20 protein-coding genes and 1 pseudogene are annotated in these 25,064 nt (G+C 42.8%); 19 read left to right on the forward strand and 2 right to left on the reverse strand.

All coding sequences use genetic code 11. The annotated features are described in order from the left end of the window. The first annotated feature begins 63 nt into the window (after window positions 1-63). The 13 genes from I2D69_RS05350 to I2D69_RS05410 all read left to right on the forward strand — a co-directional run bounded on the left by I2D69_RS05350 (window position 64) and on the right by I2D69_RS05410 (window position 16,210). Window positions 64-498, forward strand: a complete 435-nt coding sequence (locus tag I2D69_RS05350) for a hypothetical protein (protein ID WP_118579692.1) — start codon at window positions 64-66, stop codon at window positions 496-498. Then, window positions 495-1,613 (forward strand): hypothetical protein, encoded by a 1,119-nt coding sequence (locus tag I2D69_RS05355; RefSeq protein WP_118579689.1) that lies wholly within the window; start codon window positions 495-497, stop codon window positions 1,611-1,613. Before I2D69_RS05350 ends, I2D69_RS05355 begins: the two co-directional genes overlap by 4 nt. A gap of 44 nt (window positions 1,614-1,657) precedes the next feature. Next, window positions 1,658-2,545 (forward strand): diadenylate cyclase CdaA, encoded by an 888-nt coding sequence (cdaA, locus tag I2D69_RS05360; RefSeq protein WP_118579686.1) that lies wholly within the window; start codon window positions 1,658-1,660, stop codon window positions 2,543-2,545. Further along, window positions 2,523-3,818 carry a CdaR family protein gene (locus I2D69_RS05365; protein WP_148461731.1) on the forward strand — a complete coding sequence of 432 codons (1,296 nt, stop codon included), beginning with the start codon at window positions 2,523-2,525 and terminating at the stop codon, window positions 3,816-3,818. The genes cdaA and I2D69_RS05365 overlap by 23 nt, the downstream gene beginning before the upstream one ends. 77 nt (window positions 3,819-3,895) lie before the next feature. After that, window positions 3,896-4,159 (forward strand): HPr family phosphocarrier protein, encoded by a 264-nt coding sequence (locus I2D69_RS05370; RefSeq protein WP_118579680.1) that lies wholly within the window; start codon window positions 3,896-3,898, stop codon window positions 4,157-4,159. 32 nt (window positions 4,160-4,191) lie between these two features. Beyond that, window positions 4,192-6,777, forward strand: coding sequence for a L,D-transpeptidase family protein (locus I2D69_RS05375; RefSeq protein WP_227198880.1), 2,586 nt, complete (start codon window positions 4,192-4,194; stop codon window positions 6,775-6,777). Window positions 6,778-7,037: 260 nt separating this feature from the next. After that, on the forward strand, window positions 7,038-8,603 hold the full coding sequence (locus tag I2D69_RS05380; RefSeq protein WP_173734904.1) for a GH25 family lysozyme: 1,566 nt from the start codon (window positions 7,038-7,040) through the stop codon (window positions 8,601-8,603). Window positions 8,604-8,794: 191 nt separating this feature from the next. Next, window positions 8,795-9,349, forward strand: a complete 555-nt coding sequence (rfbC, locus tag I2D69_RS05385) for a dTDP-4-dehydrorhamnose 3,5-epimerase (protein WP_118579668.1) — start codon at window positions 8,795-8,797, stop codon at window positions 9,347-9,349. Window positions 9,350-9,359: 10 nt separating this feature from the next. Further along, window positions 9,360-10,175 carry an ABC transporter permease gene (locus I2D69_RS05390; RefSeq protein ID WP_148461729.1) on the forward strand — a complete coding sequence of 272 codons (816 nt, stop codon included), beginning with the start codon at window positions 9,360-9,362 and terminating at the stop codon, window positions 10,173-10,175. Window positions 10,176-10,312: 137 nt separating this feature from the next. After that, window positions 10,313-11,566: an ABC transporter ATP-binding protein gene (locus I2D69_RS05395; RefSeq protein WP_347708380.1), complete on the forward strand. Its 1,254-nt coding sequence runs from the start codon at window positions 10,313-10,315 to the stop codon at window positions 11,564-11,566. 6 nt (window positions 11,567-11,572) lie between these two features. Next, the gene (locus tag I2D69_RS05400) at window positions 11,573-12,502 is read left to right on the forward strand and encodes a class I SAM-dependent methyltransferase (protein WP_148461728.1); all 930 of its coding nucleotides are present in this window, start codon (window positions 11,573-11,575) and stop codon (window positions 12,500-12,502) included. After that, window positions 12,499-13,734 (forward strand): hypothetical protein, encoded by a 1,236-nt coding sequence (locus tag I2D69_RS05405; protein ID WP_173734903.1) that lies wholly within the window; start codon window positions 12,499-12,501, stop codon window positions 13,732-13,734. The genes I2D69_RS05400 and I2D69_RS05405 overlap by 4 nt, the downstream gene beginning before the upstream one ends. Window position 13,735: 1 nt before the next feature. Beyond that, complete coding sequence (locus I2D69_RS05410) at window positions 13,736-16,210, forward strand: glycosyltransferase family 2 protein (RefSeq protein ID WP_243243764.1); 2,475 nt, start codon at window positions 13,736-13,738, stop codon at window positions 16,208-16,210. Between the two features lie 63 nt (window positions 16,211-16,273). Here I2D69_RS05410 and I2D69_RS05415 read toward each other — a convergent pair whose 3' ends face one another. Next, window positions 16,274-17,527, reverse strand: coding sequence for a D-alanyl-D-alanine carboxypeptidase family protein (locus tag I2D69_RS05415; RefSeq protein ID WP_148461726.1), 1,254 nt, complete (start codon window positions 17,525-17,527; stop codon window positions 16,274-16,276). Window positions 17,528-17,789: 262 nt separating this feature from the next. On the opposite strand from I2D69_RS05415, the gene I2D69_RS05420 reads away from it, so the two are divergent. Continuing rightward, window positions 17,790-19,658, forward strand: a complete 1,869-nt coding sequence (locus tag I2D69_RS05420) for a glycosyltransferase family 2 protein (RefSeq protein ID WP_173734902.1) — start codon at window positions 17,790-17,792, stop codon at window positions 19,656-19,658. Window positions 19,659-19,667: 9 nt separating this feature from the next. Then, window positions 19,668-20,624, forward strand: a complete 957-nt coding sequence (locus I2D69_RS05425) for a glycosyltransferase family 2 protein (RefSeq protein ID WP_148461724.1) — start codon at window positions 19,668-19,670, stop codon at window positions 20,622-20,624. 65 nt (window positions 20,625-20,689) lie between these two features. On the opposite strand, the pseudogene I2D69_RS20810 reads toward I2D69_RS05425, so the two are convergent. Beyond that, a pseudogene (locus tag I2D69_RS20810) lies at window positions 20,690-20,854 on the reverse strand (DUF6783 domain-containing protein); the annotation flags it as partial. Between I2D69_RS20810 and I2D69_RS20815 the strand changes: the two are divergent. The 4 genes from I2D69_RS20815 (at window position 20,813) to I2D69_RS05440 (ending at window position 24,907) form a co-directional block, all read left to right on the forward strand. Next, the gene (locus tag I2D69_RS20815; RefSeq protein ID WP_308768472.1) at window positions 20,813-20,932 is read left to right on the forward strand and encodes a DUF6783 domain-containing protein; all 120 of its coding nucleotides are present in this window, start codon (window positions 20,813-20,815) and stop codon (window positions 20,930-20,932) included. The pseudogene I2D69_RS20810 and the gene I2D69_RS20815 sit on opposite strands and share 42 nt — an antisense overlap. A gap of 94 nt (window positions 20,933-21,026) precedes the next feature. Continuing rightward, on the forward strand, window positions 21,027-22,430 hold the full coding sequence (locus I2D69_RS05430; protein ID WP_173769624.1) for an undecaprenyl-phosphate glucose phosphotransferase: 1,404 nt from the start codon (window positions 21,027-21,029) through the stop codon (window positions 22,428-22,430). 14 nt (window positions 22,431-22,444) lie between these two features. Continuing rightward, window positions 22,445-23,833 (forward strand): LCP family protein, encoded by a 1,389-nt coding sequence (locus I2D69_RS05435; protein WP_173769625.1) that lies wholly within the window; start codon window positions 22,445-22,447, stop codon window positions 23,831-23,833. A gap of 153 nt (window positions 23,834-23,986) precedes the next feature. Further along, window positions 23,987-24,907, forward strand: coding sequence for a glycosyltransferase family 2 protein (locus tag I2D69_RS05440; protein WP_173769626.1), 921 nt, complete (start codon window positions 23,987-23,989; stop codon window positions 24,905-24,907). The last annotated feature ends 157 nt before the right edge of the window (window positions 24,908-25,064 follow it).

The following is a 25,064-nucleotide window of genomic DNA, read 5'->3' on the forward strand; positions in this document are numbered from 1 at the left end:
GATACAATCATCCTGTATGAGTATAGCTTTTCAGCTTTAAAAGAAACGCATAAGGAGCCATTTATGATAAACGAAGAAAAAGTAAAGATAATGGACCGGCTTGCTGTATATGAGAAACAGGAAGGCAGAAAGTATCTTCCAGTAAGCAAGTACTACAGGAGTGACTATATTGGTCTGGCGCTGATTAAGAATTTCTTTCTTGTAACAATTGGATATGGATTGATACTGGCTGTGATTGCAGCGTATAATTTGGAATATCTGCTGGATAATGTGCACAAGATGGATCTGATCTCTCTTGGAGTTGTAGTCCTGGGGGGATATATAGGGATATTGGTATTATATTCTGTGCTGACATATATCCAGTACACTGTGAAGTACCATAAGGCGAAGAAGAGTGTAAAACAGTATTACACTCAGCTGACGAAATTAGAGAAAATCTATACTCGTGAAGAAAAGAAATTCGCAGGACGTGAAATGTCAGGAGGATATAGAAAATGACAGCATTACTTGAGTTAAAGCAGAAAATAAAAGAAATATACGGACAGTATGAAATGTATATCCTGCCTGTAATGAAGTTTGTTCTTGCACTGGTTTATTTCCTGTGGATCAATGCGAATATGGGATATATGTCTCGCCTGAATAATGTATTTTTAGTACTGATCCTGGCATTGATCTGTTCCATTTTGCCGTCTTCCGCTATGATGTATATTGGTTTTGTGCTGATCCTTGTTCACAGTTATGCACTTGGAATTGAAATTGCGGCATTTATGCTTGTTCTGATCCTTCTGATGATGATCTTTTTCCTGAGGTTCAGTGGTGAACAGAATGTAACATTTGTATTTACACCGCTTTCCTTTGCATTCAGCCTTCCGGCATTACTTCCTATTGGAAGCGGACTTATGGAGAGCAGTTTATCTGCAATTCCGGCTGGCTGCGGTGTGGTTATGTATTATTTTATCCGTTTTTTAAGATCACAGTCAACAATTCTTGTGAATCCGGATCTGGAGATGACAGATAAGCTGCAGATCATGGCTGACGGTCTGGTACAGAACTGGGGAATGTGGATTGCAGTTGTTGCTTTTGTAGCAGTTATCCTTCTGGTACATCTGATCCGTACCCGCTCTTTTGATCATGCATGGAGGATATCTATTATTACAGGCGGTGTTGCCTATGTGTTTATAATGCTTGTTGGAAGTTTTGGAATGAACCTGAATGCAACTGTTGCAATGGTTCCGCTTTTGATCTGTACGATTGCAGCTGTTCTCCTGGCACTTGTGCTTGAGTTCTTTGCATTTGGAGGAGATTACAGCCGTGCAGAGCGTCTGGAGTATGAGGATGATGAGTACTTCTATTATGTAAAAGCAGTTCCCAAGGCTTCTGTTGCAACTTCCGAGAGAAGTATTAAGAAAATAAATGCAGAACCTGTTCGTGAAGAGCGCAAGGCAGAGGACAACTCTGGTACTTATGCCAATCCAATCTTCCGACAGGATGAGAAGCCTAAAAGAAAGAAAGCTTCTCCAGCAGCAGACAGAAAGCCAAGACAGGCAGAGAAACCTGCTGCTAAGGATATTGATTTTGAAAAAAAGCTTGAAGAATCTCTTAAAGATCTTTAAGGTTACTGCTTGGCAGTGAATGGTAACAAAGAAAGGAGTACACTATGCAGGATATGGCAGTCAGATTATCAGGATATTTGTCAAAACTCTCCCTGCCCAGTCTGGGAGTAACAGACATACTGGAGATTGCCCTGATTTCCTTCTTTATCTATCAGTTTATGGTGTGGATCAAGTTTACCCGCGCTTATACTCTGTTGAAGGGAATTCTGATAGTACTCCTTTTTATTTTATTTGCATATGTGTTGAAAATGAATACGATCCTCTGGATCATTAAGAATCTTTCTACTATACTTCTTACCAGTGTTGTTGTTATTTTCCAGCCAGAACTTCGGAAAATGCTGGAGCAGCTGGGACAGAAGAAGTTTATGGCTTCTATTTTCCCTTTGGATGCCGGCAAAGAGGTACAGGAAAGGTTTACAGATAAAACAATCAATGAGCTTGTGAAGGCATGTTTTGACATGGGAGAAGTAAGAACTGGCGCATTGATCGTCATTGAGCAGAATATCCGCTTAAGTGAATATGAGCGCACAGGAATCAATGTGGATGCAGTTCTTACAAGTCAGCTCCTGATCAATATTTTTGAACATAATACACCACTCCATGATGGCGCTGTCCTGGTGCGTGGCAATCGAATTGTAGCAGCTACCTGTTATCTGCCTCTTTCCGACAATATGGAGCTGAGCAAACAGCTTGGAACCAGACACAGAGCTGGTGTGGGAATTAGTGAAGTAAGTGATTCCCTGACAATTATTGTTTCAGAAGAAACCGGGCAGGTGTCTATGGCCCAGAACGGACAGCTCAGCAGAGGTCTTACCAGTGCTGAACTGAGATCTGCATTGATCAAGGCTCAGAATAAAAAGGTTGTAACTAACAGTAAACTGCGTCATCTGTTGAAAGGAAGAATGAGACATGAAGAAGACAAAGCTGACTAGGAATTTTACCTTGAAGATCATGTCTGTTTTCATCGGATTTCTGATCTGGTTTATTGTGGTAAATGTGGACAATCCGGTATCCAGTAAAAGTATCACCATTGCCGGAGAAAATGTAGAACTCCAGAATACGGCTTATGTGGATAGTGCAAACATGATGTGTATGCAGGATGATGATCCGGATCCTATAAGGGTTACAATCACAGGAGAGAGAAGACTTCTTTCCAGGATTACTCAGACCAATATAACCTTGACGGCAGATCTGCAGCAGGCAGGAAGCCTTGATACAGATCCGGTTATGGTTCCGATCACTGCCTCCTGTCCGGGAATCAGCCCCGAGAATATTAAAGTGACACCACAGTATCTCAGTGTCAGACTGGAAGAAAAAGTAACACAGGAGTTTCTGGTTAATGTAAATTACGGTTCCAGCCAGCCGGGCAAGGGCTACGAGGTTGGTTCTCAGACTGCAAGTCCGGAGAAAGTTAAAATTACAGGTCCGAAATCTCTTGTGAATAAAATTGATAAAGTAAATGCGACCGTTGATGTTGATGGCCGAACAAAGGATTTTTCCGAAGAGGCAGAACTGAATATTATTGATAAGAATCAGGACAGTCTTGCCGGAAGAATGGCTTATCTCACCATAGATAATACCAAAGTTGTTGTTACAACTAAATTTTGGAAGATTCGCACAGGCGTTAATATTGGTGCGGACTATGTAGGTGTGCCGGCAGATGGCTATCAGGTGGAGAGTGTGACTACTGTTCCGGATACTGTAAGTATTGCGGGAACAGATGAGGCATTGGAGACTCTGAAGCAGAATGACAACACGATCTGGATAGGCGGTACTGATATTGATATTACAGGAGAGACAACTGATATTGAGAAGAAAGTCAGCCTGAAAGATGTGCTTCCTGAGGATGTGAAGCTGACAAGCGGAACCAGTGAGGACGTTTGGGTGAAGGTAAGTATTTTACCTATTGGAAGTCATTCATATGGTCTTCCCTCCAATCAGGTTACGGTAGATAACCTTGCTGATAATCTTCTGGTAACATTTGGAACAGATAAGATTGAAATCCGCGTGAAAGCAACAGCTGGAGAGCTTGATGACTTTAATCTTGACGAAGTGAAAGCTTCTGTTGATCTGAAGGATATGGAAGTAGGAAGCTATCAGATCCCTGTGACTGTGAAGCTGCCTAAGGGATTTGAACTTCTGGATGATGTGGTTGCAGATGTGACTATATCAGAAGTTTCCAATTCAGATACTAATAATGAATGAGCTGTTGTTTACGGATAACGTTTGGCAAAATATATTGCCATGGATCCAGAGAACAGCAGCAATAAGGGAGAGAAACTATGGTAAGTGAGAAAGTAAGGGTGAACAATCCTTCCGGCCTTCATTTACGACCGGCAGGCATTCTTTGTAAGGAAGCTATGAAATATAAATCTCTTATAACATTTCAGTATGGTCAGGGGTCTGCCAATGCCAAAAGCGTGCTCAGTGTTCTGGGCGCGTGTGTGAAATGTGGTGATGAGATTACTATATTTTGCGAAGGCGAGGACGAAACAGAGGCTTTAAGAAATCTTGTAACTGTTATCAACAATGGTTTAGGAGAATAAGATTTACAACGTTACAATAGGGAGGCATAAAAGTGAAAAAGAGAGTAGCAGCCGCAGTTTTAGGGATTATGTTAAGTGTGTCCATGGGTCTGGAAGTTCCAGCCGCAGCTTTGGATAGCGGATTTGAATCCGGATTTACATCTGAACAGGCAGCAGATGTGCAAACAGAAGACGGAGCCGAAGCAGTACAGCCGTCTGAGGATACAGAGGTGCCTGCAGATACGGCAGCAGCTGAGGAGCAGCAGGTACAGGAAAGCCAGGACAAGGAAGAACATACAGACAGCGAAAATTCAGGAGAAAGTACAGATGGTTTTTTCGATGGCTTTACTTCAGGTGAAACAGTGGAGGAGAATGGAAGTACTGCTCCGGTAGATGGATTTGAAGCTGTTCCTGAAGGCACATTGGATGGGACTCAGGAAGTACAGGCAGATAATTCAGACGGAGTATTTGACTGGAAAGAATGGGAGCAGACAGCTGATGGTTTTAAGCTTCGCAAGAAGAAATCAGCTGTAAGTGCAGCTGCTGAGGCTCAGAATGTGGCTGGTTCTGATGAGATTCAGGCTTTTGATGAAGTCCAGGAGAATGGCGAAGCAGCAGGTACGGAAAGTGTAGAGGCTGAAGGAACAACTGCTCAGGCTGAATATTATACTGCGGCAGATGGAATTGTAGAGATTACTACAAGAAACGAGGCTGGAGCAGTTCATACAGGAAGTTATCTGTTTGATGCCAATGGATTTCTGGTTACTGGCATTAAGACTTTAGCTGGAACGGAGAGTGCAAATGGGGCTGTTGGTGAATTCTATTTTACAGCTTCCGATAGTGCACAGGCATATACAGAATATAATGGACAGGGTGCTGCACTGGTACCGTGGAAGACCACACTTGGTCAGATGAAGAAGGATTACTGGTTGTGGAACAAAGAAAGCAGAAACTTCCATTATTATGGCGCAGATGGTAAGGCATTAACCACCGCACAGCTGGATGAAGCCGCCAAGGCAAATAATACATATACAGGATATTATAAGATCAATGATGAGTATTATTGTCTGGATGAGAATGGAACACCACGTACAGGGGATGTTACTCTGACAGTAAACGGAGTAGCTGCACAGTACTACTTCCAGCCAGCAGAAACAGATCAGGAAATTCCAGGAAAGATGTACCGTGATGGATGGAAGAGTTTTGCAGGAACAGCCGGTGAGCAGTGGAAATATTATGATTCCGGTGAGCTGGACAGCAGTAAGATTGGACAGCTTATGGTTCATGGCGTTATTGTAACAGATCTTGACGGACATAAAGATGCGGAAAATTCCTATCTGATCGATAAGAATGGCTATCTTCTTAAGAAGACTATGAAGAAAGCCACAGATGGCAAATATTATCTGACAGATAAGAATGGTTGCATTTATAAGAATCGTATTGTCACTTATAAAAAGAAACAATATTATGTAACAGAAACCGGTGCAAGAGCAACATGGAAAAAGGTATGGCACCGCTGTCCTGGGGCTGGAAACAGAATGTACTATTTTGGTTCTACTGCTGGCCGGATTGTGAAGAAAACCGGATGGCAGAAAGTAACCACCTCTAAGGGGAAATTCTATGGCTGGTTCCTGTTCAATAAAAAAGGAAATCATTACGCCAATACACTGAGAAACGGATATTATTTCAAAGCTGACGGAAGACTTGCCAGCGGAGTTACCGTAATCAATGGCAAGAGTTATTTCTTTAAACCATCTACATCTAATACAAGAAATGGCCAGATGGTTAAGAATGAAATGTTTGTTTACAAGAAAAAAACATATTTTGCAGACTCTAAGGGTGTACTTCGCAAGAGCGGATGGCAGAAGATTGATGGAAACTGGTATTACTTCAAGAATATGAGTCTTGTGAAGAATGCATTCGTGAAGAAAGGCAAAAAATACGGATATGTAGATGCCACTGGTAAGTTCACTACAGGCTGGGTGGTTGTAGACAATTCCCAGAATCTGGTTCGTTACATTAACCCGGATAAGAAGGGCTTTGTACAAAATGAATCCAAGTGGATTGATGGCAAGCTGTATTACTTTGATAAGAATGGTTACAGAATCAATGACGTGACAAATATTTACAAATCCGGATATACAGTTGAAGTGGATCGTGTAAATGGTGTTATGACAATTTATGCAGATGCGAACCGTACAATTCCGGTTAAGACCATTCGTGTTTCAGTAGGCAATCCTGGAACAGATACTCCGACAGGTAGATATAAACTGACAAGATACAGCAGATGGCAGGCGCTTATGGGACCGTCCTGGGGACAGTATGGTACTCATGTAGATGGTGCTGGTCAGGGCGGAATTTTCGTCCATTCTATTGCATGCGGCTCAGCAAACAGCTATAATTTGCCGGTTAGTGCATATCTTAAGCTTGGAAGCCCAGCTTCCCATGGCTGTATCCGTACCTGTGTTGCCGATGCAAAATGGGTATATGAGAACTGCAATGGTTCCACTATTTATATTTTCGATGGAACCTATAAATCTGATGAGGTATTCAAAGGACCGCTGGGACGTCGCGCAATTACACCGCTGAGGGGAATTAAGAATGGCGGATACTACGATCCGACCGATCCGGCAGCTTAATAGCTTACTCTGAAAGATAGTTGTTGATAAAAAAACGACATAAAAAGCCAAAAAGAGTGTCTTAAAATTATCAGATTTGATGATTTTAAGGCACCTTTTTACTGTTTTGGAGAATAACATTGAAATTTGAAAATGGAAACTGTATAATAACAAAGTAACACATTTTTAACATCTTGTAAGAAACAAGCGAATAAGGGTAAACGGTAAACACTACTGGTCCGGTAAGGAACGTAACCTGAAACTGTTTATCAGGAGGAGATATGGGAAAATGGAAAAAATGGCTGTCTGCCGGTTTATTTACAGCTATGCTTGGAACTGCAATAATTGCAGGACCAACTGCAGATGTAAGTGCCAATGCAGGAAATAAGCCATATAATATTGAAAATGTTTCACCAGATGCGCATCTGGCACCAAGTGTAGGAGATTCCTCTTCCAAGACAAGCTCAAAGGCATGGCACAAAATTGACGGAGTCTGCTACAATGGAAGCGGAAAGAAAGTAGAAGGAGCCATTACCAGAGGCATGGATGTCTCAGAATGGCAGGGAAAGATCAATTGGAAGGAAGCCAAGAAAGATCTGGATTTTGCCTTTGTGCGTATTTCCTATGGAACCAGACATCTGGATGATTATTATGACTATAATATGACTGAGGCAGAAGCAGCAGATGTGCCGGTGGGAACTTATGTATACAGTCTTGCCAAGACAAACAAAGAAGCACTTGCTGAAGCGCAGCTGGCTATTCGTCAGATGCAGGGACATAAGGTTTCCTATCCGGTAGCTTTTGACCTGGAAGATGAAGCTACATTGGGAACCTTGACCAGAAAGGAAATTTCCCAGATTGCTCTCACATTCTGTGATGAGATCCGCAAGGCAGGATATACACCAATTCTCTACATGAATCTGAATTGGTATAATAATTTTGTAGACTGGAACGTTCTGGAAGGCTCCGGTCTGGATGTCTGGATTGCAAGCTACGGAGATACAATTCTTGCACCGAGCGCCAGCAAATACAAATACACCATCTGGCAGTGCACAGCTGGTGATGAAGTTCCAGGTATGATCAGTACCAAGAAGCTGATCAGCGGTGTTCCAAAAGAGAACAATGTGGATCTGAACTTTGGCTATGTAGATTATACAACCAAGGTTGTTCCCAGATGGAATTCTCAGGAAGGCTATACCCCTGCAAAACAGCCTTTATATTCAGATCCCAAGCTTCACAAGAATGGCTGGACCACTGTTAAAGGCAGAAAATATTACTACACAAATGATAAAAAGGCCAAAGGCTGGCTGGAAATTGATGGCAAGTATTACTGCTTTAGTTCCGTAGACGGACACTTATATAAAAGCAAGCTGATCAAGAAAGACGGCACTGCTTATTACGTGGACAAAAACGGCGTACGTGTAGAAAATAAAGTTGTGACAAAGAAAGGCAAGACCTACTATTTCGGAGCAGATGGCAAAGCCCTGACAGGTATGCGCAAGGTGGGCAGGAAATATTATTATTTCAGCACTACATCCTTTGCCATGGAAAAGAATTACAAATATGTAGCAGCCAACGGCAGCATTTACTATTTTGGAAGTAAAGGTTACCGTGCAAAGAACAAGTTTATCACCCTCACAGAGAATGGCAGGAAGAATACTTATTATTTTGGAAAAAATGGAAAGGCTTATAAGGGCTGGTACACTATCAAAGGAAAAAAATATTATTTCTACCGCGGAACGGGTGCTGGCGCAGGAGTACGTGCGCAGAACTTGAGCCTGACCAGTGCAGATGGACTCGTTTCCGTATTTAACAAAAATGGTGTATGTACCAAACAATACAGATAGGATGACCAGTAACAGTAACCAATAATCTTGATTTATCAGACGGAATCATGTATATTAGAGCGTGTTTGAAAGATCTCCCACAAATTGTGACGCACATCTTGCAGAAAACCTTTTTAAACACGTTCCAAGAAGTCGATAAGACTGTAAATTTGACTGAATATAAAATGAAAGATAAATAAGGAGAAAAGAAAATGGGAAAAATTAAAGTAACAAATTGTGATGATATTGAAGGATTAAAAGTAATCGAGCCAACCGTATTTGGAGATTCCAGAGGTTATTTTATGGAGACTTACAATTACAATGACTTCAAAGAGGCAGGAATTGACGTAGAATTCGTACAGGATAATCAGTCCAGCTCACGTTATGGTGTTCTTCGCGGTCTCCATTTCCAGCTTCATTATCCACAGGACAAACTTGTCCGCGTAGTAAACGGAGAAGTGTTTGATGTGGCTGTAGATTTAAGAGAGGGCTCCAAAACTTATGGAAAATGGTACGGAGTTGTTCTTTCAGCAGAGAATAAGAAACAGTTTTTTATTCCGAAAGGATTTGCACATGGCTTCCTGGTTCTTTCTGAGAATGCGGAGTTTACTTATAAATGCTCCGATTTTTATCATCCAAACGATGAGGGCGGTCTGATCTGGAATGATCCGGACATCAATGTACAGTGGCCGATTCCGGAAGGTATGGAGCTGATCTTCTCTGACAAGGATCAGAAATGGGGCAGCTTTAAGGAACTTAACAGATAGGAGACTGTAAATGCTTAAGTCTATTTTTTCCCTGCCGGCGGATTTATATAAAAACCGCCGGCTGGTTATGAAACTGGCAAAAAATGATTTCAAGACCCGATATGCAGGTTCTTATTTTGGAACCTTCTGGGCTTTCGTTCAGCCAGTGGTAACAATTCTGGTATACTGGTTTGTATTTTCAGTGGGGTTCCGGTCCAACACAGATGAACTGGGAGTCCCTTTTGTGCTTTATCTGGTAGCTGGTATTGTGCCCTGGTTTTTCTTTTCTGATGCGCTTTCCGGAGGTACCAATTCGCTTCTGGAATACAATTACCTTGTAAAAAAGGTAGTGTTCAACATTAGCGTCCTTCCAGTGGTAAAAATAATTTCCGCTTTATTTGTACATGGCTTTTTTGTACTTCTGGCAATTATTCTTTATATATGTAACGGAAGATTTCCTGACTGGTACTACCTTCAGATATTGTATTATAGTGCATGCGTCTTTTTTCTTGTGTTGGGACTTTGCTATGCTACCAGCGCAATTGCAGTCCTTTTCCGCGATCTGAACCAGATTATTGGTATCGGATTACAGGTTGGAGTATGGTTGACTCCTATTATGTGGGTGTCAGAGAGCATGATCGGTACCAACAGCCTTCTATACAAAATTCTTCAGCTGAATCCTGTATTTTATATTGTATCAGGATATCGTGACGCATTTATTATCAAGCGCTGGTTCTTCGAAAGACCAGTCTGGACATTATATTTCTGGGTATTTGCCATCTGCTGCTTCCTGTTTGGAAACTGGATTTTTAAGCGGCTTCGGGTTCATTTTGCAGATGTTCTGTAAAAAGAAGAAAAGCAGTTATGAATCGAAATGTATTCAGCGAAGAGGAAAGGTAACGGCTCATGAGACATGTTCGATGAAGTACAGAACTGTAGAAGAACTGAGCAGTTATGATGCGGATAGAAAAGAAAGGAAACAACGTGGAAAGTAAAAACGCCATTGAAATAAGAAATTTGTCCAAGATGTATAAGCTCTATAACAGACCACTGGATCGCCTGAAGGATTCTCTGGGGCTTAGTCGTAAGAAGCTGTATAAAGAGCATTATGCACTTAAGGATGTTAGTTTTGATATTGGAGAAGGAGAATGCGTTGGTATTATTGGAACAAACGGCTCCGGAAAATCCACTATTCTGAAAATTATTACCGGTGTACTGGCTCCTACAACCGGAACCGTAACCGTAAATGGAAGAATTTCGGCTCTTCTGGAACTGGGAGCCGGATTTAATCCGGAATATTCTGGTATGGAAAATATTTTCCTGAATGGTACCATGTTAGGCTTTTCCGAAGAAGAAATCAACGCAAGGCTGGATGAAATCCTCAGTTTTGCAGATATTGGTGACTTTATCCATCAGCCGGTAAAGACCTACTCCAGTGGTATGTTTGTACGCCTGGCCTTTGCTGTGGCTATCAACATAGATCCGGAGATCCTGGTAGTGGATGAAGCACTTTCTGTAGGTGATGTATTTTTTCAGGCGAAATGCTATCATAAGTTTGAGGAATTTAAGAAACAGGGCAAAACTATTTTGTTTGTAAGTCACGACCTGGGAAGCATTTCCAAATACTGCGATCGTGTTATTCTTTTGAATCAGGGTGTCATGCTGGACGAGGGTACGCCTAAAGCTATGGTAGACATGTATAAGCAGCTTTTGGTACATCAGGATCCGGTGAAACAGGCAGAAGGCTCAGAGACAAAGAAAGAAGACTGGAAACAGGGATTCCTTGTGAACCCGAACACATTGGAGTATGGGGAAAAACAGGCTGAGATCACAGACTTCGTTGTAATGGATTCCAAGAGCCTTCAGACCAACACGATCGAGAAGGGGTCTAAATTTCAGATTAAAATGCGCATTCATTTTCATGAAAGCATTCAGCAGCCTATTATGGCTTTCACATTCAAGAATATTCAGGGAACTGAGATCACAGGAACCAACACTATGTATGAAGGTGTGAATGTGGAACACACAGACGCAGGGGATGAGTGTGTAGTGGTTTTTGAGCAGAAAATGGATATGCAGGGTGGGGAATATCTTCTCTCCTTTGGCTGTACCGGCTATCGGAATGGAGATTTTACCGTATTCCATCGTTTATATGATGCATGCAACATAACTGTGGTTTCTTCCAAAAATACAGTTGGATTCTACGATATGAATTCCAAAGTGTGGATAGAGGAATAATAAAATATGCAGGAAAAAATCGGAAACGTAACATTAGATTATGAATATTACCCAGGCGAGGATCTGTACAGTGATGGTCCTGTGGAAGAAGAACTTCTGGAAATTGCGAAAAATTATCAGGAGAAGGAACTAAACCAGTTGATCTATGAGCGAAACAGCTGGCCGGTCCTTTATCATTTTTCACATATTCGCCAGAATATTCTGGAGTGGCTTCCTATCACAAAAGAACAGAAGGTTCTGGAAATCGGGTCCGGATGTGGACCGATCACAGGAGTTCTCGCGCGAAAAGCCAAAAGTGTCACCTGTATCGATCTGTCAAAAATGCGCAGCACCATCAATGCATATCGAAATCGCGAATGTGATAATGTGAAAATTATGGTAGGAAATTTTCAGGATGTGGAGAGTAGCCTTACTGAGAAATATGATTACATTACCCTGATCGGTGTGTTTGAATATTCCCAGGGCTATATCGGGACAGCACAGCCTTATGTGGAAATGCTCCGACGCATTGCCCGCCATCTGGCACTGGGAGGCAGAATCGTGATCGCGATTGAGAACCGGCTTGGCCTGAAATACTGGGCCGGCTGCACCGAAGATCATGTGGGAAAATATTTTGAAGGACTGGAGAACTATCCGGATACCAGAAGTGTGCGGACTTTTTCCAGAAAGGAACTGTCTGATATTATTGACCAGGCTGGTGAATTTAAGACCACTTTCTATTATCCATATCCGGATTATAAATTCCCGATGACTATTTATTCAGACAAGCGTCTGCCGAAGAAAGGCGAGCTTCGGGATAATTTCTGCAATTTTGACCGTAACAGAATACAATTGTTCAATGAGGGAAAAGTATACGATTCCCTCACTGATGCAGGACTTTTTCAGGAATTTTCCAATTCATTCCTGGTGATTGTGGAAAGGAAGGAAAACAAATGAAAGAGATTATTTTCAGTAAATATTCCAATGAAAGAAGCCGTTCCTTCGCAATTCGCACTGACATTGTGGAAGAAGATGGGAAAAGATGGCTGGAGAAAAAATGGCTGTATCCGGAAGGAAAAGAACATGTTCTTCGCATGAAAAAATGGAATCAGAAGCTTGATCAGATGTATGGGGAAGTTCCGTTTCTGAGCAACAAGTGCGAGATAGGCGAAGACTGTGCTTATTTTGAGTATCTGGAACAGGAGAATCTTGCAGAATATCTGGATGATCTGCTGGGAAAGGGAGAAAAGGAAAAAGCTGAGAAAATTTTTACGGAATATCTGGAAAACGTACAGAAGCTTCACAGCAAAAAGCCGTTCACAATAACTGAGGAATTCAAAAATGTTTTCGGTGATGTGCCTATGCCTGGCGGACTGACATGTACAGATGTTACGAATATTGATATGATCTGTGACAATGTTGTAATGACCCGTCCATATACACTTCTGGACTATGAATGGACATTTGAGTTTCCTGTTCCCTGTGAATTTGTACTGTATCGGATCATCCATTACTATATACAGACGCATAAAGTGCGTGAAGTGCTGAATGCAGCCGGATTTTATGAGAAATTTGGTATTTCAGAAGTGATGAGAACCAGTTTTTCCAGAATGGAAAGCGGTTTTCAGGTATATATCACAGGCACGCATGTTCCTATGAGGGAGATGTATGCCACAATGACTCCAGGGGTGGAATATTTGTCCCTGAGTAATCTGGGACCGCTGCAGGTATATTTCGCGGAACAAAGAGGTATGTATTCCGAAGCAAGTTCTGTAAAAAGGCCTATTATGGCCGGAAAGGTAAAATGCACCTTGAATCTGCCGAAAAGCTGCAGGTTTATAAGAATTGATCCAGGTGATCATCCGTGTACGGTACATCTTGCAGCAATCCGCTTTGACAGGATGCCTGCTTCCATGGATGGGGTTCTGACACCCGATGGAACAATCTGCGGCAGCTGGGCCTTCCTTTCACGGTTTGATCCCTGCATTGTAGATATAGAGGTTCCGGAAGGTGCTAAGAATCTTACACTGAACCTGGAGATTGATGAGGCAAAAGAAGATATGCTGAATGAGATCCGTGCCCTTGAGGTGAGAAGCCATAGTCTTAAAGGAGTGCTTGGAGAGCGGGCGAGAGAAGCAGTGGACCGTCTGAAAAATGGTCGGGAATCTTCTGCAAAGAAAGGAAAGTAGAATGAATCAAAAGGTAATGCTGGTTGAAAAAGAACGGTTTCTTTTGAATGATAATTGCAAATATATGATCACAGGAAGGGTTTCAAAGGAAGCAGATATAGAGTGTTATCTGGATGGTATCCGCCTTCTTTCTGAGGCAAACCTGATTACTGTGATGACCGGATTTATGAGGGCTGTGGAGACGAAAAATCCAGGAGGCAAATGGGTGGAGGTATTAGTTACCCTGCCTGAAAATCTGCAGAGTTACAAAAAACTTGAGGTGTACGCTGTTAATGGAAAGGAGCGTTTCCTCTGGTATAAGATGAAAACCCCGGATCTTATGAGAAAACAGGGAAAACCTCAGCTTTTTGTAGATGGGGAATCTATAGTCAGAGAACAGAAGAAGGTTATCCTTGCCGGCTGGGCAGTAGGAACCACACCGGTTTCCCTGCAGGTATATGATGAAAATAAAAAGCCTGTGAAAATAACCCTGAAGCGGAATACCCGAATGGACGTGGCTGAAATGTTTCGGGAATGCGAAGTGAATAAGGATTGCGGATTCCATATCCAGGCAGAAAATGTATCTGGAAAGAAGGCTTATCTTGTTGCAAAGGATGAGAACGGAAAAAAGGCAGTCTACCAGATTGGTATTTCAAAGGGCGAACGCTTTAAGGCAAAAGCCAGCCTTTATTCGAAAAAGGCAATGGAGAATTATCGTTCCAATGGTATTCATACTGTGATCCGGAAGTCTCTGATCAAGCTGGAAGCGTTGAGCAAGGGAGACGGTCTTTACCAGACCTGGCTGAAGGAGAACAGGGTTACTAAGAAAGAACTGAATCAGCAGAGAAAGACTGTTTTTCAGGAGAACATTAAGTTTAGCCTTGTGGTTCCTCTCTATAAGACGGATAAGTATCTTTTGAAGGCTCTTGTGGATTCTGTGCTGGCGCAGACATACAGTAACTGGGAACTTTGTCTTTCAGATGGAAGCGGAGCAGATTCTCCAATCCGCAGTATTCTGGAAGAGTATCAGAAAAAGGATCCAAGGATCAAAGTTGTTTTCAATGACAAACAGCTGCAGATTTCAGACAATACAAATGCTGCTATTGGAATTGCCACTGGAAATTATATTGCATTTGCAGATCATGATGATACCCTGGCAGAGGAAGCTTTTTATCAGATGGCAAAGGAGATTTCACAGCATCCGGAGGCGGATCTTATTTATTCTGATGAGGATATTATTGATATAAGAGGAAATCGGCTTTTCCCTCATTTTAAGCCGGATTTTAACCCTGATTATCTGTGCTGCGTAAATTATATCTGCCATCTGGTGGTTGTAAAGAGAACGCTTCTCGACCGAACAGGGCTTCTGCGGCCAGAATATGACGGTTCTCAGGACTTTGATTTTCTGCTTCGCTGCACGGAGCATACAGACAGTGAGAAAATCCGCCATATTCCCAAAATTCTGTATCACTGGAGAAGCCATGAGGGTTCCACAGCGGGAAATCCGGATGACAAGCCATATGCAGTGATCGCAGGAGAAAAGGCACTTGCAGGGCATTATGAGCGCATGGGAATTAAGGCAGAGGTGGAATACACTGGATGCCCGGTCGTTTTCAGAACCCGTTTTGTTATAGAGGGTGACCCGAAGGTATCCATTCTGATTCCGAATAAGGATCATACAGAGGATCTGAATAAATGTGTGACTTCCATTCTGGAGAAGAGCACCTGGAAAAATATCCAGATTATCGTAATTGAGAATAACAGTGAGAGGGAAGAGACCTTCCACTATTATGAGAAACTTGAGAAGCGGTATCCTCAGGTAAAAGTGGTTACATGGGATGGTCCCTTCAACTATTCAGCAATCAACAATTTTGGTGCAAAATATGCGGATGGAGATTATTTCCTTCTGCTCAATAATGATACAGAGGTTATTACTCCAGAGTGGCTGGAGAACATGATGGGCTATTGCCAGAGAGAGGATGTGGGCATTGTAGGTGCCAAGCTCCTTTACCCGGATAATACGGTTCAGCATGCTGGTGTCGTGGTAGGAATCGCAGGTTTTGCAGGACATATTCTTACCGGATATGACAGATATGCCACAGGATATTTGTGGAGACTGGCAACTACACAGGATGAGAGTGCAGTAACAGGCGCCTGTCTGATGGTGAAGCGAAGCGTTTTTGAGGAACTTCATGGGCTGGATGAAAGCTTTGCAGTGGGACTGAATGATATTGACTTCTGTCTTAGGGCAAGGGCACTTGGTAAATTGGTTGTATTTACTCCGGAGGCCTGCCTGTACCATTATGAATCTAAGTCACGCGGACTGGAGAATACGCCGGAGAAGAAGGCGCGTCTTCAGAAAGAGGTGGATCATTTCCGGGAACGTTACGGAGATTTTCTGAAAAAGGGTGATCCGTATTACAATCCGAATCTGAGTATTGTGAGAGGGGATTGTGCATTCAGGATGGCGTATGAGAAGAAGGATGAAATAGTTTGATGCAGAACTAATATAAAAACCCAGTCGGGAGAGGAAGATACCCTGTCCTGACTGGGCTTTTTATTAGGATTTTACAATTTTCACGATCCTCCAGATCAAAAGAATCAGAAGAAGTAAGAATACACCGGCAATTACAAAATACGGAATTTCAGTGTGATTATCGGAGTAGTCCTTGGCCGCCTGCATGTGCTGCTGACCTTCCTGGACGGAAGCAGTATCATCAGACTGAACAACTTCAAGGACTGCAGATCCCACAGAAGTGCCGTTAAAAAGGTAGGTGCGGTCAATCTGGTCGCCGTTCTGGGAATCTTCTGTGGTAAGGCTATCGGCACCGGTGCCGGCTGGAACTACTACGTCACCGCCGGAGATAATGCTGAAATCGCTGTCTCCAAGGGATAAAGTTACAAACTGATCGAATCCATAATTGAGAATAGAGGCTGCATCAGGAGCTGTCTGACCGGAAGCACCTTTCAGGACTACGCTGATCAGAGTCATGCCATTTCGTTGGGCTGCACATACCAGTGTACTTCCGGAGGCTTCCGTATAACCTTCCTTACCGCCGATACATCCTTCGTAAAATCCAGTGCTGCCAGTATCTGTCATGGTGAATTTGCTGGTCAGGTTACGGGCTGCCGCTTTATTGGTGGCAGGGATCGTGTAGCTGGTGGCTGCTGCGATGGTTCTGAAAGACTCATTCTGGATGGCGGCTTGCATGATCAGCGCCATGTCGTGGGCTGTAGTGTGCTGGTTGTCATCCGGAAGTCCGGTGGGATTCGTGAATACGGTATTGGTACATCCAAGCTCCTGTGCCCGGGTATTCATCTGCTGGACAAAGCCGTCTACAGAACCGCCTACATGCTCTGCAATCTGCAGTGCAATATCATTGGCAGAGGCAACCATAATGGCATACAGGCACTGCTCTACAGTGAAGACTTCGTCAACCTGTGAGGAAATACTGGCACCACCGTCTGTGACACCGGAAACTCCGGTGGCGGTCATGGTAACCTCATCTGTGAGCTGTGTATTTTCAAGAGCCAGAAGACAAGTCATGATCTTGACTGTACTTCCGGGGAAAAGTACTTCGTCTGCATTCTTGGAATAGAGAATGGTATTGGTGGTATTCTCCATGACTACAGCCGCTTCAGAAGAAATATCGGAAGCCTGGGGCCATCCGGAAATGGAATTGGTAGATATGGTACTTGATGCTTCAACTGCTGCACTCTGGTCTGCCTCTTCTGCAGATATGGGAACCTGGAAAAGAAGAGATGCGAAAAGACCAAGAGCCAGAAAAACTGAGGTTATCTTTCGCTTTTTCATAGTATAATGAACTCCTGTATTAAAATAATGGTATCTGCAGTGATGTCTGTGAACAGCATCGTAACACTCTTTCTGACAGTGCAGATACAATTCTGCTGCAAGTATAACATATAGTATATTTTTCCTGTAAAATAAAAAAATATAATACAAATATAATCATATCCTAAAATGTGGTTCAATTCAACCTTTCTTTTACAGCTTCCTTGCAAAATTGTTTCTTCAATGTTAAAATAGGGTCATTATAAAAGCAAAGGATTTTAATATGAGCGATAAAAACGGATCAGAGGGACGGATCCAGTGGTCTCGTTTCTTCAAAAAATTATCTCCTTACATGATCCAGAAGGGACTTTTGTATCTGAAGCATTATGGTCCCAGGGAGTTCTGGATACGGCTGCACGAGCGCTTTGAGCCGGAGGAGATCCCTTATGGTCCCTGGTACGCGGCATATGTGCCGGACCAGACGGTCCTTGACAAACAAAGAAAGAAAAAATTTGCTTACGCACCTCTTATCAGCGTGGTAGTTCCGGCTTATCGTACTCCGGAATTATTCTTGCGGCAGATGATTGATTCATTGGAAGCACAGACCTATGAGAGCTGGGAGCTTTGCATTGCCAATGGAAGTCCGGAAGATCAGTCTATGAGAAAAGTGCTGGAAGAATACAGCAGCAGGGACAGGAGAGTACGCTGGCAGGAGCTCACTGAGAATAAAGGGATTGCAGAGAACACCAATGCTGCATTTGCCATGGCAAAGGGAGAATTTGTAGGGCTTCTGGATCATGATGATCTTCTTGCGCCAAATGCTCTTTACGAGGTTGTGAATGCACTGAACCAGCATGAGCACGGGGATGCAGTATACACAGATGAGGATAAAGTGACTGCTGAACTGGACGAGCATTTTCAGCCGCATCTGAAGCCAGATTTTAATATTGATCTGCTTCGTTCCAATAACTATATTTGTCACTTTTTTGTTGTGCGGCGGCAGCTGGTAGAAGAAGTGGGCGGATTCCGCAGGGAATTTGACGGTGCACAGGACTATGATTTTATTTTCCGTTGTGTGGAAAAAGCCAGGGAAGTGGTGCATGTACCGGAGATTTTGTACCATTGGCGTACCCACAAGGCATCTACTGCTGATAATCCTGCAAGTAAGATGTACGCTTTTGAAGCAGGCAAACGTGCTATCGAGGCGCATCTTGAGAGGACTGGAGTAAAAGGCACTGTAAGCCATACTCCGGATCTTGGATTTTACAGAGTGAAATACCCGGTACAGGGACATCCGCTTGTTTCCATTATCATTCCCAATAAAGACGAGAAGGAAACTCTGGAGAAATGCCTGGAATCTATTAAGAAGAACACACTCTACGACAATTATGAGATCATTATCGTGGAGAATAACAGCACTACAGATGAGATTTTTGATTATTACAGGAAGATTTCAGAGGATCCCAGGATCCATCTGATCTGCTGGAAAAAGGAATTCAACTATTCCGCGATCAACAACTTTGGGGTTAAAAATGCCAGAGGTGAATATCTCCTTTTTCTGAATAATGATGTAACGGTCATTACAGAGGACTGGATGGGAGAAATGCTGGGGGTGTGTCAGCGAAGAGAAGTGGGAGCAGTAGGTGTGAAACTGATCTATCCGGACAATACCATCCAGCACGCAGGCTGTGTGATCGGAATTGGTGGAATTGCAGGTCATATGTTTGTGGATATGCCTGCGGATCGTACCGGATATCTCCACAAGGCGTCTATTTTACAGGATATGAGCGCTGTAACTGCAGCCTGTATGATGATGAAGCGCAGTGCTTTTGACAAAGTGGGCGGCTTCACAGAAGAACTTGCAGTCGCCTTTAACGATGTGGATCTGTGCCTGAAGACTACGAAAGCAGGTTATCTGGTGGTTTATGATCCTTATGCAAGGCTTTACCATATGGAATCCAAGACCCGCGGAGCAGAGAACAATGAGGTGAAAGTCAGACGTTTCCAGCGGGAAATCGAATATATGAGATGTAACTGGATCGATATTCTGAAGAACGGTGATCCCAATTATAATAAGAATCTTTCCCTGACCAAGTGGAATTATTCTTTAAGACCACTTCCGGGCATGACCGGCAAAAAGGAGGAAGACTAAGAAGACATTATGCAGGAAGTATCAGTCATTATTCCCAATTATAATGGGATGGCATATCTGGAGGGTGTGCTTTCAAGCCTGGAGCAGCAGGCGTTTCAGAATTTTGAGACCATTCTGGTGGACAATGGATCCTCAGATGGAAGCGTTGCCTTTGTAATGGGGAACTTTCCCTGGGTACACATTGTGGAGCTGCCAGATAATTTCGGCTTTTCAAGAGCTGTAAATGAGGGGATTTATGCATCACGGACACCTTATGTGCTCCTTTTGAATAACGATACAGAAGTAGATAAGAATTTTGTGGGGGAAATGCTGGCAGCTATAAAGCGTCATAAGAAGGCCTTCTCCTGCAGTGCAAGGATGATCTGTTATCATGACCGGAATAAACTGGATGATGCAGGAAATTATTATTCTGCTCTTGGCTGGGCATATGCCCGGGGCAAAGGAAAGGATATTCATTCCTTTGAGAAGGAAGGGCGGATATTTGCTTCATGCGCTGGCGCAGCTATTTACCGTAAGAAGGTTTTTGAGAAAATCGGATATTTTGATGAAGAGCATTTTGCATATCTGGAAGATATTGATGTGGGCTATCGTGCCAGGATCTTTGGATATGAGAACTGGTATGTGCCAGCTGCACTGGTCTATCATGTAGGCAGCGGAACAAGCGGATCCAGATACAATCAGTTTAAGACCAGATATTCTTCAAGAAATAATATTTATCTGATCTACAAAAATATGCCGGTTCTTCAGATTATTTTGAATCTTCCTTTTCTGGTGCCGGGCTTTGGCATGAAGATCCTGTTTTTTTCCCAGAAGGGAATGGGCAGGGAGTATGTGGCAGGAATCAAAAATGGGTTCCAGATCAGTCATAGAAATAAAAAAGTGAAGTTCCACATGAGAAATCTTGGAAGATACGCCAGAATCCAGCTGGAACTGTGGTGGAATATAATTTACAGATTTATGGTATAAAAAGTTTGTGCAGAAGTGATTCGTTATTATTTCGTAACTATTTTTCGTGTTAATGTATGAAGAATTTATTGCAATTCTGTTTTATCTATTATAAGATAGAGGAAGTCACAGACCGGAGAGTGTTGGAAAAAGGCTTTAGAGCCTGTTTGAAAAAGCATTCCCGCAATCTGCACGCCCCACTTTGCGGTATATTTTGCCCGAATTCGGTTGCCGTAGCCCGCTACGGCGCCCTCATCCGGACAAAATCTCCCACAAATTGTGACGCACATCTTGCAGAAAGCCTTTTTCAAACACGCTCTAAAGCGTAAGATGTGGATGAAACGCGCAGCAGGAACAGGTTTGTGAAGGTTGCTGTGAGTGACAAACCCGGCAACATGTGAAGAAGGGCAGAGGTGGCAGAGATTGATTAAAGATAATCAGAAGAACTTCAGTCGGCTCCATGTCGTTATAGATGCCTGTGTAATTACGTTATCTTATATGTTTGCCTGGGCGCTGAGATTTATCGGACCTTTTGCAGCAAATGCTGTCCGGGCCAGAAGTTTCCAGCAGTATATGTCTGCACTGGTATTTATCCTGCCGGCGTATATTCTGCTGTATCATGCGTTTTCGCTGTATGAACCAATGCGGATGCAGGGAAGACGTCTTGTGCTGTCTAATATTGTGAAAGCCAATTCTCTTGGTATTCTGATCACTACATTTATTTTGTATACCATTGAAGAAGGCGATATTTCCCGTTCTGTACTGTATATGTTTTACGGAATCTGCATTGTGGCAAGCTGGGGAGCAAGAATGTTCATTTTCTACAGCCTGCGCAAAATGCGAAAGAAAGGACTGAACCAGAAACAGGTAGTGCTGGTTGGGTACAGCCGGGCAGCAGAAGAGTATATTGATCGCATTCAGCAGAACCCTCAGTGGGGATATGTGGTAAGAGGCATTCTGGATGACAATATTACTGCAGGTACCATGTATAAAGGCGTCAAGGTGATCGGAAGAATTGCCAATCTGAATGTGATCCTGCCGGAGAGCAGGCTTGACGAGATTGCGATTACACTGGGATTAAGTGAGTATTACCGACTGGAGGAGATTGTAGCACTTTGCGAGAAATCAGGAGTGCATACAAAATTTATTCCGGATTATAATAAGATTATTCCTACGAAACCATATACAGAGGATATTCTGGGACTTCCGGTGATCAATATCCGGTATGTTCCCCTTAGTAATACTTTTAATGCCATGATAAAAAGAATAATGGACATTTGTGGCTCCATTATTGGAATCATTGTGGCGTCGCCGGTCATGCTGGTATTGTGTGCGCTGATAAAACTCACTTCTCCTGGACCATTGATCTATCGTCAGGAACGTGTGGGCCTCCATAATCAGACGTTCTGGATGTATAAATTCCGTTCTATGGAGATTCAGCCGGAGGCAGAGGAGAAGAAAGCCTGGACAGTAAAAAACGATCCCAGGGTTACGGCAATTGGCAGATTTATGCGAAGAACCAGCCTGGATGAACTTCCCCAGCTTTTTAATATTTTAAAGGGAGATATGAGTCTGGTAGGGCCAAGACCTGAGAGACCATTTTTTGTGGAAAAGTTCCGTGAAGAGATTCCGAGATATATGGTGAAGCACCAGGTAAGACCCGGGCTGACCGGATGGGCACAGGTAAACGGATACAGAGGTGACACTTCCATCCGCAAGAGGATTGAGTGTGATCTTTACTATATCGAGAACTGGACTGTAGGGCTTGATATCAAGATAATGTTTATGACGATCTTTAAAGGATTCATTAATAAGAATGCGTATTGAGAAAGGAAAGAAAAATGGCAAGACCTGGTAGAAAAAAGAGGACTGCTTTGTTTATTGTGGAAATTATCTGTCTTTTGCTGTTTATTGGCGGATTGTATGTATATGGACAGATTGATTCCAGATTGAACAAGATTGAGACACCTCAGCTGGATGAGAGCAAGATTGTTACGAATGTGACAGCACCACAGATGTCTGGCTATACAACTTATGCACTTTTCGGAATCGACCAGCGTTCCAAGAATGCTGCGCTTGATGCACAGAACAGTGATACCATTATCATTGCAAGTATCAATAATGATACCAAAGAGGTGAAGCTTGCTTCCGTATATCGTGATACTCTTCTGGATATTGGAAATGATACTTATACCAAGGCAAATGCAGCTTACGCATATGGCGGTCCGGAACAGGCCATTTCCATGCTGAATACCATGCTTGACTTGAAAATTACGGATTACGTAACTGTTAATTTTAATGCAATGGTAGCTGCAATAGATGCACTTGGCGGTCTTGATATTCCTCTTTCTTATGCGGAAATGGTGTTTATGAATGACTATTGTGTAGAAACTTCCCAGGAGACCGGCAAAAGCTACACACCAGTAGAACTGCCAGATCCCAAGCCGGAGAATGAGGAAGAAATCCTTGGAACATACCATCTGAATGGTGTGCAGTCAGTTTCTTACTGCCGTATCCGTTACACTGCAAGCATGGATATGGGACGTACTGAGCGTCAGCGCCGTGTGATCGGAATGATGGTTGACAAAGCAAAGTCAGCAGGAATTACCACTATTTTCAATATTATGGACGAGGTATTTCCTATGATTTCCACATCCATCACGAAAACTGAGATTCTGAATCTGATTCCGACTCTGATGGGATATAACATTGCAGATACTACCGGCTTCCCAGCCAAGTACAAATTTGCGGATGTGAAGAAGGCCAGCATGGTTGTTGCAGACACGCTGGAGGATAATGTAAAGGAACTTCATAAGTTTCTGTATGGTGCTGATGAGAATTACCAGCCGTCACAGAACATTGTGGAGGCGAATGCCCGGATCATTGAGCTTGTAGGCGGTGCAGATACCTTGGTTGACCAGTCTCCGATTGCAAGTAATGAAGCTGGAAATTCTTCTGATATTGTATGGCAAGGTGACGGAAGCGGAAACTATGATTACAACGATTATGGTGGAAGCGATTACGACAATAGCTATGATAACAGCTACGACAATAGTTATGACAGCGGAAACGACTATAGTGGAGACTATAGCGGCGATTATAGTGATGGCAGTTATGACAGTGGAAGTGATTCTGGCAGCAGTTACGATAATGGAGGAGACTACAGCGGCGGAGATTATAGTGGAGACAGCTCCGGCGATGGAGGCTTCGAAGATGGAAGCGGATATTGATCAGTAGATAAATATTCCTTGATTGAAAATTTAAAGGGACCATCCGAAAGGAAGTGGTCCCTTTTTCGCGAAAAAGACGTGCGCTCTGCCAGCATTGTTACTATATTACGAAAGTATATTTATTCGTGCTGAGCCTGAAAGAGGAGAGATACTATGGAAACAGTTGACATAATTATTCCCGCATACCGTCCGGGAAATGAATTTGAGAAGTTGTTGGATTCTCTTTCCACACAGAATTATCCAGTGGAAAAAATTCTTGTTATGAATACAGAAGAAAAATTCTGGAACACGGCCTGGGAGAAAAAATTTCCAAAAGTGAACGTGGTACATTTGAAAAAGGCAGATTTTGACCACGGTGGAACCAGATGCCAGGGAGCAAGACTGTCTGATTCAGATATTATGGTATTTATGACCCAGGATGCAGTTCCGGCAGACAGAAATCTGATTGGAAATCTGATTCGTCCACTGCAGGAAAATTCTAAAGTTGGAGCTTCCTACGCAAGACAGCTGGCCCGGGAGGACTGTGCTTATCTGGAAAAATACACCAGAAGATTTAATTATCCGGAAACTTCTTCTATAAAATGGGAAAAAGATACTGACACATATGGAATAAAAACTTATTTTTGCTCCAATGTGTGTGCAGCTTATAAGAAAAGTATTTATGAGGAAATTGGCGGATTTGTAAAAAAAGCTATCTTTAATGAAGATATGATCTATGCAGGAACTATGGCAAAGCGGGGATATGGAATTGCCTATGCTGCAGATGCCTGTGTGATTCATTCACACAATTATTCATGCAGACAGCAGTTTCACCGGAATTTTGATCTGGGTGTTTCCCAGGCAGATCATCCGGAGATTTTTGAGGGAGTACCATCAGAGGGAGAGGGACTTCGCCTTGTGAAAAAGAGCCTGGCTTATCTTATAAAAACAGGGCATATCTGGCTGGTTCCCAAGCTGGCAGGGCAAAGTGGCTTCAAATATATGGGATATTTTCTTGGAAAAAGATATAAAATGCTGCCGAAAAAGGTGATCCTGTTTTGTACTATGAACCGTGAATATTGGAAAAATGAGTAATTGTTCAGTGTCTTCACAGTTATGCACTTCGTGAACAGGGACTGTGGCTATGAAAGGTGACACTTTTTTTCGTGTCACCTTTTCTTAATGAATCTATCACATTTTCAACACAATTGCTTGCTAAACTTGTACCATAAATAAAAGAAAATGTTACAGA

Origin of the sequence: Ruminococcus sp. D54t1_190329_F1 (genome assembly GCF_015551645.1) — a bacterium.
Classification (GTDB): Bacteria; Bacillota; Clostridia; order Lachnospirales; family Lachnospiraceae; genus Blautia_A; species Blautia_A faecis.